Source organism: Paenibacillus lutrae (genome assembly GCF_009757775.1).
Taxonomy (GTDB): Bacteria; Bacillota; Bacilli; order Paenibacillales; family NBRC-103111; genus Paenibacillus_F; species Paenibacillus_F lutrae.
In genome coordinates, this window is sequence record NZ_RHLK01000008.1 from 186,989 (window position 1) to 196,955 (window position 9,967).

The 9,967-nt window shown below is 47.1% G+C and carries 3 protein-coding genes and 1 pseudogene; all 4 read left to right on the forward strand.

Annotated features, from left to right (window positions below; translation table 11 throughout):
- Positions 1 to 323 precede the first annotated feature (323 nt).
- Positions 324 to 2,972: an exo-alpha-sialidase gene (locus tag EDM21_RS15625; protein ID WP_157336869.1), complete on the forward strand. Its 2,649-nt coding sequence runs from the start codon at positions 324 to 326 to the stop codon at positions 2,970 to 2,972.
- 401 nt (positions 2,973 to 3,373) lie between these two features.
- Positions 3,374 to 4,318, forward strand: coding sequence for an aminopeptidase (locus EDM21_RS15630; protein ID WP_157336871.1), 945 nt, complete (start codon positions 3,374 to 3,376; stop codon positions 4,316 to 4,318).
- 498 nt (positions 4,319 to 4,816) lie between these two features.
- Positions 4,817 to 7,075 carry a DUF7948 domain-containing protein gene (locus tag EDM21_RS15635; RefSeq protein ID WP_157336873.1) on the forward strand — a complete coding sequence of 753 codons (2,259 nt, stop codon included), beginning with the start codon at positions 4,817 to 4,819 and terminating at the stop codon, positions 7,073 to 7,075.
- A 134-nt stretch (positions 7,076 to 7,209) separates the two neighbouring features.
- Positions 7,210 to 9,967 (forward strand): annotated as a pseudogene (locus EDM21_RS25390) (RHS repeat protein); the annotation flags it as partial.

Below are 9,967 nucleotides of genomic sequence, written 5' to 3' on the forward strand. Positions count from 1 at the left end.
ATGAAGGCTTTTTATTCAACGTTTACGACGGATTCGTTCGCCGGTGCCTTTAGAGGCAGCCCTTTTTATGAAATGGATCGGCCGTAAAGGGGTGAAAGCTTCCTCCTTGTTCTTCGCACGGAATGCCAGTCACGGATATAAAAGTGGGAGGAAGTAACCGGGGTGGAAAATACATGAAGAAGTCTCGGCCCAAAGGTCAAGATTTCCTCTCAATAGGTCAAAACAAGCCCCCTTAAAGTAAAAAGTAAGGGATTTCAAGCGTGTCCGGCAGGGCCTAAAATGAAGACAGTTTTAAAAATCATACACCCCGGGAGGTTGTTTTATTGAAGGAAAACAAACTGTTTTCGCCGGTCGTTCAAGTGTTATCGCTCGCATTGGTTTTATGGCTTCTGGGTTCCGGCCTGACAGCGGGACTTGCCTCGGCTGCTCTGCCGGCAGCGCCCGTCCTGGACTATCCGGTAAACAAAACGTTTAACGGCACGGCGGATTTCACCGATCTCACATCGGATATTTCAAGGGTGTCCGGTCTTGCGCAAGGTTCGATTGCCGCGAAGGTAAGAACATCAAGCGGCGCGGCGGTCAAAACGATTTTCAGTTTATCGGATACGAAAGATCCTTCCAGCAACATGTCACTGACGATAAACGGCGGTTCCCTGTATTTTGAAAATCGTGAAAACGGTGTTTACGCCACGAAACTTAACTCTCCGGCTTCTTCCGTTATCAACGATGGAAACTGGCATACGGTCGTCCTGACCGTGGGAAGCGGAGGCACTGCCATGTATATCGACGGTGCGCTGAGTGTTACGGACGCATCGACGAGTTTCTTCCCGAACGTGAAAACGCCGGACGGCATGTGGATCGGCCGAAATGCGGATAACGGCGGAGGCCAGTGGTACTATGCAGGCGATATCGCTCTCGTGCAGGTTTACGACAAAGTTCTGTCCGCGGATGAAGCTCTTGCCGTCAGTACGGACCGAGCGCTTGCTCAAAGCGCGATGACCGCATCCGCATCGAGCTTCCAGACCGGCAACGAGCCGGTCAAAGCGCTGGATGGAAATACGGGCACGATGTGGCACACGCTCTGGAGCGGCACCGATACGACGCGAGAGCTTACGCTAAACCTCGGCGGGGCTTACAGCCTCTCCAAACTGACCTATCTGCCCAGACAGGATAGCTCGGCGAACGGAACGATTACGAGCTATGAAATTTACACGAGTGCCGACGGAACGACTTTCACCAAATCGGTATCCGGAACCTGGGCCAACGACAAAACGCTTAAAACAGCTGTAGTCGCAGCGAATGGCGTCCGCTATGTCAAATTGAAAGCGCTCGCAGGAACAGGCGGTTTCGCTTCCGCTGCGGAAATCGGCGTTTACGTGCCGGGCGGAGACGGTACCCCTCCATCTCCGGGGGGGCTGTCCGCCAAAGCGACCAAGTCATCGGAAGTGTACGTAAGCTGGAACGACTCTGCCGGAGCGACCGCTTACGATCTGGAGGCGGACGGTACCGTCATCAGCGGAGTAACATCGCCATACCTGCACACAGGGCTTGCCGCGGGTTCCACGCATACCTACAAGATTCGCGGCCGCAACAGCCGCGGTACGGGCGAATGGAGCGCGCCGGTTTCGGCGGCGACTTTAACGGGCAATGCGTTCAAAACGGTTCCAACCGCGCTCTTCGGCCCGAATATGTTCGGCTCGGCGGGCTACCGCATTCCGTCCCTGTTCACCACGAGCAAGGGGACGCTGATTGCGGGCATTGACCAGCGGATTCCGGGTAATGCGGACAGCCCGAACGACATCAATTTCGCAATCCGCAGAAGCACGGACGGGGGACAGACCTGGAACAGCATCCAGGTGCTGATCGACTATCCCGGCTCCGGATACAACGGCGCGTCCGTGATCGACTCCGAGCTTATGCAGGACCCGGCGACGGGCACGCTTTTCGCTCTGGTCGACCATTTCCCCGGCGGTTACGGATTCGGGCAGGCGAAAGCCGGGACGGGCTTCGATGCCAACGGCAACAAGATACTGACGGACAACTCCGGAGCTGCCTATACGCTGAGAGCAGGGGGAGCCGTTTATAACAGCGCGGGCGCGGTGACGACTTACACGGTTCGCGATAACGGAGACGTGTACAACGGCGCTACTTATGCCGGCAATATTTATCTCAAGACCGGCATCGCTCCGGAAAGCTTGCACGAGTATGGCACGTCTTACCTTCAGATCATTCAGAGCACCGACGACGGTCTGACCTGGTCCGCTCCGGTCGACCTTAACGCACAGGTCAAAGCGGACTGGATGAAATTTATGGGCACAGGCCCCGGAAACGGTATTGCGATCGGTTCGGGTCCACACGCGGGACGGCTCGTGTTCCCGGTCTATTACACGAACACCGGGGGCTACCAGTCCAGCGCGGTCATTTACAGCGACGATCACGGAAAGACCTGGAAAAGAGGCGAATCTCCGAACGACGGCCGCGTCGTAAACGGAGCCGTTCTGAATTCGCAGACGCTTAACGTCAGCACAGCCCAGCTCACCGAGGATGCGGTGATCGAGGTTGCCGGCGGCGGCCTCAAAATGTTTATGCGCAACACATCCGCCCAGAAGCGCGTGGCGGTAGCGACCAGCAGTGACGGTGGTGCCACATGGGACGATAATGTGACGTTCGACGCTGCGCTGCCTGAACCTTATTGCCAGCTTTCGGCAGTGAACTTCCCTGATCTTGGGGACGGCAAGCGCCGCGTCCTCTTCTCGAATCCGGCGAGCACGGGAAGCCGCACCAACGGCACGGTTCGTCTAAGCGAGGACGGAAGCTCCACGTGGGCTTACTCCAAAGTAGTCACACCGGGCAGCTACTCCTACTCGTCCCTGACCGTGCTCCCGGATAAGAGCATCGGCCTGCTGTACGAAGGGGAATCCGGCGAAATCTTGTTCACACGCTTTAATCTGGATTGGATCAAAACTCCGTAATCCCCGGATCTTTCAAGGCGCTTATATAGCGGTTTGAAAGATCTTTTTTTTGGCTTTATCCGGCCGGCGCAGCAGGCTTACGCAAAGGGGCGCGTGAAACCCGAATCGGCAACAACGCTCAGGAAGCGCTCGATCAGGCGAACGGCAATCTGGAGCTGTTTTGTAAAGACGTAATGAGGGGCGCAACGGGACTTCCGGTTATTTTATTCAATGCACGCATGGATAAGCTAGTGTCGGAGATGATTTGAGCTTTGGAGGAAAGCGGAGTAAGCTTGAGAAGAGAGATGGCATCAACTTATTCTGTGGGATGTGGTCCTTACGGAGAGATTTTTTTGCCGGATAAAAAAGCAGAGCAGACTTATATGGAAGCAGAACTTTTACAGACAAAGGAATGAATGGATATGAGCCACAAAAGAATTGAGATTAGCCGCAACTTGCTGAGGGACTGCCTGGGATTGAAAAAGGGAGAAGTGTTCCTGGTCGTGGCCGACGATAACAAAAAAGAGCTGGCTGAATCGCTCTACGAAGCGGGCAAGCTGCTCGGCGCGGAATCCATGCTGATGGTGATGCAGGAAAGAAGCCGTTCCGGCGAAGAGCCTCCGGCTGCCGTAGCCAGCGCGATGCTGGGCGCCGATGCCGCTGTCTGCATCACGAAGCACTCGCTGACGCATACAGCGGCCCGCAAGCAGGCCGCTGCTGCCGGCGTACGCGTAGCGACCATGCCGAGCATCACTGAGGACATGTTCATGGAAGGCGCGATTACCGCCGACTATTCCAAGGTGAAGGAGCTGACCCTGCAGGTCACCGGACTGCTCACAGAGGCGCAGAACGTGCGGATCGAGAAGGACGGGTACGTCCTCACGTTCCCGATCGCAGGCCGGAGCGGCGTGCCGAGCACGGGCATGTACGTCAATCGCGGCGAATCCGGCAACCTGCCTTCGGGCGAAGCGTACATCGCTCCGGTTGAAGGCAAGGCCGAAGGCCAGATTCTGATTGACGGTTCCGTTGCCGGAATCGGCAAGCTGAACGCTCCGCTGCTGCTGACTATTCAGCAGGGACGCATCGTCAGCGCAGAAGGCGAAGCCGCCAAGCAGCTGCTGCGCACGCTCGGAGACGGGGACGGCCGTCTTCTCGGCGAGTTCGGCATCGGCACGAACGATAAGGCGAGAATCACCGGCGTCGTCCTCGAGGACGAGAAGGTGTACGGCACGATCCACGTGGCGTTCGGCAGCAACAACACCTTCGGCGGCACGATCGCCGCAGGTGTTCACATCGACTGCGTCGTGAAGCAGCCGAATGTGGAGCTGGACGGCCGCGCTGTGATGAAGGCGGGTAAGTTTGTGTAGGGTGTGAGCAGTAGGGGAATCGCTTGTCTAGTTCGGTCCTTTGAGGGCGGAATGGGGCAGGCGATTTTTTTATGATTTTGTGTGATAGTGCAGTTAACTAAATCTGACGTTATATGGGGACAGACTTTATTGAAGAACAAGGGTAGCTCCTTGTTCATGAAACACCTTGGAATGCAAGTGCTATTTCTGGTCTTGCCGGTTAGTAATTAGTTGCCATGTGTTATAACCGTCATCTATTAAATTGCGGAGGGTACTCTCTAGCTCAAAATAAATTTTAATAAAAAAATGTTGTAATTATATAAAAACGTTATTAAATTTTGCGTGAAATTAATCAATTTCGACATAATAAATTAAATTATATCAAAACATTCTGTTGTAAAACAATTTTACAAACAAGATAATACATATGTATTAATAAAGTACATAAAGAAATTTATGTAATTTAAAATGGTGAAAGGAGTTTTATCTAATCTATCTCATATAGAGGAGGGTTTAATTATGAAGGTTCAAAAGAAAATGTTCAAATTGTTTCTCAGTTTTATGATTTCATTGTGTTTAGTGATGAATCTTTTTCCGACCGTGAATTATGCGAACAGTGCATCAGAGAAAGTTGATTTTAATGAATCATCCGCAGTTGAAGATCAAACAACAGCTAAAACGGCCTCTTTACAACTAACTGAGAAACAAACGGTGATTGATGATCTATTAGAGAAACAAGCCGCTAGCCAATCATTTCTCGCAAGGGAAAAAAGCGATAAAAAGCACAGCAAGGAAATCGAAAAAGACCGGACACCGAACAGCAAAACTTTTCTTAATAAAGATAATACCCGTACTACTCTAATGTCCAACGAGCCTTTGCATTATAAAGAAGGACAAACATGGAAAGAAATCAATACCTCCATTCAAACGGATTCCGCAGATAAGGAGTATGAACTCGGAGTAAAAGAAAACTCATTCCAAGTAAAATTTAATAAAAAAAGTAAGCAGCCGATTAAGTTCTCCAGCGACAGCAATTTTGTAACGTATGAAGCACTAAATAGCCATAATGTAACCGGTATCACGAAAGATAATTCGATAACATACACAGATGCGTGGGACAACACGGATCTGATCTATATGGTAAATCCTTCAGATCTGAAAATGCTTGTGCATTTAAAAAACGAGAAAGCCCCAAAAAAGTATAGCTTTAAGCTTAAGACAGGTGGAGTGCAGAGTAAATTAAACAGCGATGGTTCCGTGGACTTCTTAGATAAGAAAGGAGAATTGCAATTCTCTATCCCTCCTATGTGGGTAAAAGACAGCTCCAGTGAGGAGCTTCGTTATGACCGTCTGAAGGTTTCGCTGAACACGACTAAAGAAGGTCAGGTTCTAGAAATTATTTTGGATGATAAGGGTCTCGTGTATCCGCTGGTCATCGATCCGACAACGGTAACGAAAGAAGCTAGAGCCACAGGCCCTAGAATTGGATTATCTGTAGAGTTTCCTTCCATAAGTTCTTTGGAAGTCATTGAGGCTTCATTTACTTCCACAACCGGATTCAAAATTAGAACCCCAGGACATTGGGGGGACTATCCGAACGCCCGCGGCGGTATGATGACTTACAGTTTCCTTAACGGTCCGAATGTTACTGTTTTTAACAACTATATTTTAACCGGTCAACATACTTTTAAGATTAGCGGAGATAATATCCGAGCCATAAAATCAGGTCAATGGTATATCAAAAATGCCACAGCTGAAGTACCTGTTTATGTTGAAGATGGGAATGAGATTACGGGGTTCGTCACTTCTTTCTCAGCTAGCATCACTTACGGGATTCCGGATGCACCTGTAATCTCTTTATCAAATGACAACTGGACCAATCAACCTGTTACGGCTAGCATCACAGCACCCGCTTCCACAAGAGAACTGAAGTACAGATTAATCAACCAATCAACAGGAACAACGGGGAACTGGGCTATTTATACCGGACCTGTCAGCATTACACATGAAGGCAGTACGATAATTGAAGCACAAGCCATTGATCAGGAAGGATACCCTAGCAAGATTGCCTCTTCAACGGTTCGGATTGATAGGACTCCTCCTTCAATTCCTTTAAATCTAAGAATTCATAGCGTTACGGATTCGGTACTTAGATTAACTTGGGATGAATCCATTAATCCTAACGGACCTACGAGATATGATCTTTTTAATGGTAATGATTACATTCTGACTACCACTCCCTATTATGCCTCTGTAAGTTTACAAACTTTGAATGAAGCGAATGTATTTACAATAAGAGCTAAAGATGCAGCTGGGAATATATCAGCCCCTAGTGAATCATTCATATATAGACTAGTTCCGGACGCTCCAACGGATTTAAAAATAGTAGAAGAAACAACCGATTCGGTTTCATTCACATGGGAACATAGCAATAAGACTGACGTGCAGTATTATGAAATTTATAACAACAATAATTTGATTGAGAAGACCTTTACAAACAATGTTCAGTTGGATGTATTTTTTCTATTTAAGATAAATTCTTTTACTGTTAAAGCAATTAATTATGCGGGAAAAGTATCCGCTCCGAGCAATATAGTATCCTATACATCAAATCTGCCAGATATAAATGATGCGAGATATTATTATGATCTTAATGGGAGATTAAAGTTTCAGCGACTGTCCGACAAGGAAATACTCTATTACCAATATGATCCCAATGGAAATCTAATAAAGAAAACGTTGAGAAAAACGTCAGTTGACGGGAATATCATCCCGTAGCCAGAACACAAGCGCAGAGGGAATCAAGGCCTCAAGCAGCCCGCTATCCATTATACTTACGGCTGATATTGATTAGTGACGACAAATTAAGGCCAACTCAAAGTAATTACAACCCCATATAAGGAGGCTTTTTAGTGAAAAACAAAACATCATGGTTAATCATACTATGCTTATTTATACAGCTGATAGCACCCCTAACACAGTCATGGGCAGTCAGTGCATCAGATACAGTAACCGCCAGTCCATCCTCTAATAATCAAGAAGTTATAACGCTAGAGTGGCTTAGCCGCAGCTATAATATCTCGGAGATCACTTTGCTTGAGGAGCTGAATAAAGGGTACACGCTTCTAGAAATATATTCAGCCTTACAAACGGGTAACCAGGATTTCAAAGAAACGCTTAAAAAAATAAACCCAGATGTCGAAACAAACCTTCAAAAGCTGGACTATTCATTGGAGGCTTACGAAAAGAAAAAAGCAGAAGTTAATTTCGATCCCCAAACAGTTAGTTCACAAGTGTATAGACAGCATGAGCTCGAATTACAAGATAATTCACAAACTGTTGTATCCGATACCTATGAATTGCAAGGTAGAAGTCTGACTTCATCGAACAGCTACCCGCAAAGTTATGATCAATTAGCAATGAAGCGTTTAGATATTAAGACGGATGCTCCTTTCTCTACAAGTGCTGTGAACGAGAATATTTCTGTAATGAATGGTTCTTTACAACTACAGACGACGGATATGACGCTTCCCGGTAGAAATGGTTTAGGATTTTCTTTAAATCGGATCTACGACAGTTCCAACACATCCTATTACGATAAAGATGTTGAATATATTTCAGGTTATAAGACAAGGTATTACCCCGGATTAGACACAAGATTATTCTATCTATATGCCAATAAACAAGTAGGAACCAATCAGGGCCATTCATCTAAATTTGGTTTTTCTAATGCTTCGTATGTATCGTTTATCCAGTTTAATATGCAGGGTAACTATTGGGTTTATCCAATTGCAGATATTTATGAAGAGTTTGATGACGATGTAAAAGATTCATTAGCCGAAGGATGGCCTTATGTAAATCCGGATGACCCTAATAGTAGACCCGTATCTACAAAGTCGGTTCAGTTAGATGGTGTGGATCTCATGACCAAAGCTTATACGACGGGGCAGGTTATTAAGGATCCTACTTTTCAAAATTACCCCACATACAGATGGGGGTATCGAAATATTCTTAAAGACCGTAGAAATGAAGATAGATTATCAATTGGCAAAGGTTGGAGTTGGGATATTCCCTATATTGACTACAATAGAGAGAAGGATAAACACTCTATTCATTTATTCGGAGGAGCCTCTTATGAAATAAAAGGAAATAAGTTAATAGGTTATCCGTGGAAAGACCTTGAATTAACTCAAGATATCTCCGTTAGGGTAGGGAATAAGACTTCTACCAAAGCGCTGAAACATCTCAATGGTCAAAAACAATATTTCTCAACCAATGGAGAATTGATTCAAATATCGGATGCCTACCAGAATTCCATCCAATTTGAATACAATAATACGGATGATGAGAAAATAGGACAATTAGTTAAGATTAAAGATTCAATCGGGAATGAAATTAACATTGTCTATGGAAATAGCTCCGTATCTGTAAATATGGGAGATAAGACAGTCAAATATGACAAGATAAAGGATCCCAAAGGAAACAAGGAACTACTATCACAAGTAACGGATCCTTTGGGTAAAAAGACCTCTTATATTTATTCGATTGAGAATACACCTTTTGATTTAGTGAATGCCAAACGGATGAAAAATAACTACTCCGCTTTGCTTAAAGAAGTGCATCATCCGACTATGGCTAAGACTGTCTATACCTATGAGCCTTTTTCTAGAAAACTGGGTAGTTATGCAAAAGAAACAGTCAATCGAGTCAAAGCCCGTGAAGATGTGATCACCTATGCCGACGGCACGGAGAATAAGTCTAATCGTGTGGATTATACCTACTCAGGTGACGGCGGATCGTTTCAGAATAGCAATTCATCCTTCGCTACCACCATCAACAACGGTAGAACCCAAACGACGTACAGCTACGACAAAGTATATATCGACGACAATACACCGGAAGTCTTCTATAACACCCAGATCAAACAAGACGACGGGGTGACGCAAACGACCACGGCCATGGAGTACAACCGGACAAACCGCTGGCCGTCTCCAACGAAAACCACCACGAAGACGGTGCAGGGTGCTTCCAGCTCGACGGAGCAAGTGAGCCAGCGTACGTATGATGAATACGGGAACGTGCTGACAGAGACGGATCCTGCCAATACGGTGAGCACGTATCAGTATGATGCAGCCACCCATTTGCTCAGCAGTGTAACGGCACCGGCTACGAGCGGGTTAAACAGCTACATGGAACTGGAACGTTACCCGGTGACCCATGGAATCAAGGAAGTACGGGTAAAAGAAAACAATGCGGCAGGTGCCCTGCAAGCCCACACGAGTTATACGTATGATGCTTTCGGTAACCCTACACGCATTACCATTAAAGACGACGCGCAGGATATTGTCGTTACCAATGGGTACGGCACGCAATACCAATCTGCGTTTCCGACCGAGCAATCCGTACAAGTTACGGATGCAGCCAAACAAAACACGACGGTGACTCAGCGGTTCGAGTACAACCCGGCTACAGGTGCTATGACGAAGTTTACAGACGGCAAGGGATTTATGACTAGGTACGAGTACGATGTATTAGGCCGAGCGACCAAAGTAACCCAGCCGGATTCAAGTACGTTTAGGTATACCTATAACGATGCAGCGAATGAAATCACCACCGTAGATCCAACAGGAGTCACACAGATTACGAAGTGGAATCCACTGGGGTGGAAAA

What these genes read in the sequence shown, in the direction of transcription:
- EDM21_RS15630 (WP_157336871.1), top strand. Translation starts at nt 3,374, where the DNA reads ATGAGCCACAAAAGAATTGAGATTAGCCGCAACTTGCTGAGGGACTGC.
- EDM21_RS15635 (WP_157336873.1), top strand. Translation starts at nt 4,817, where the DNA reads ATGAAGGTTCAAAAGAAAATGTTCAAATTGTTTCTCAGTTTTATGATT.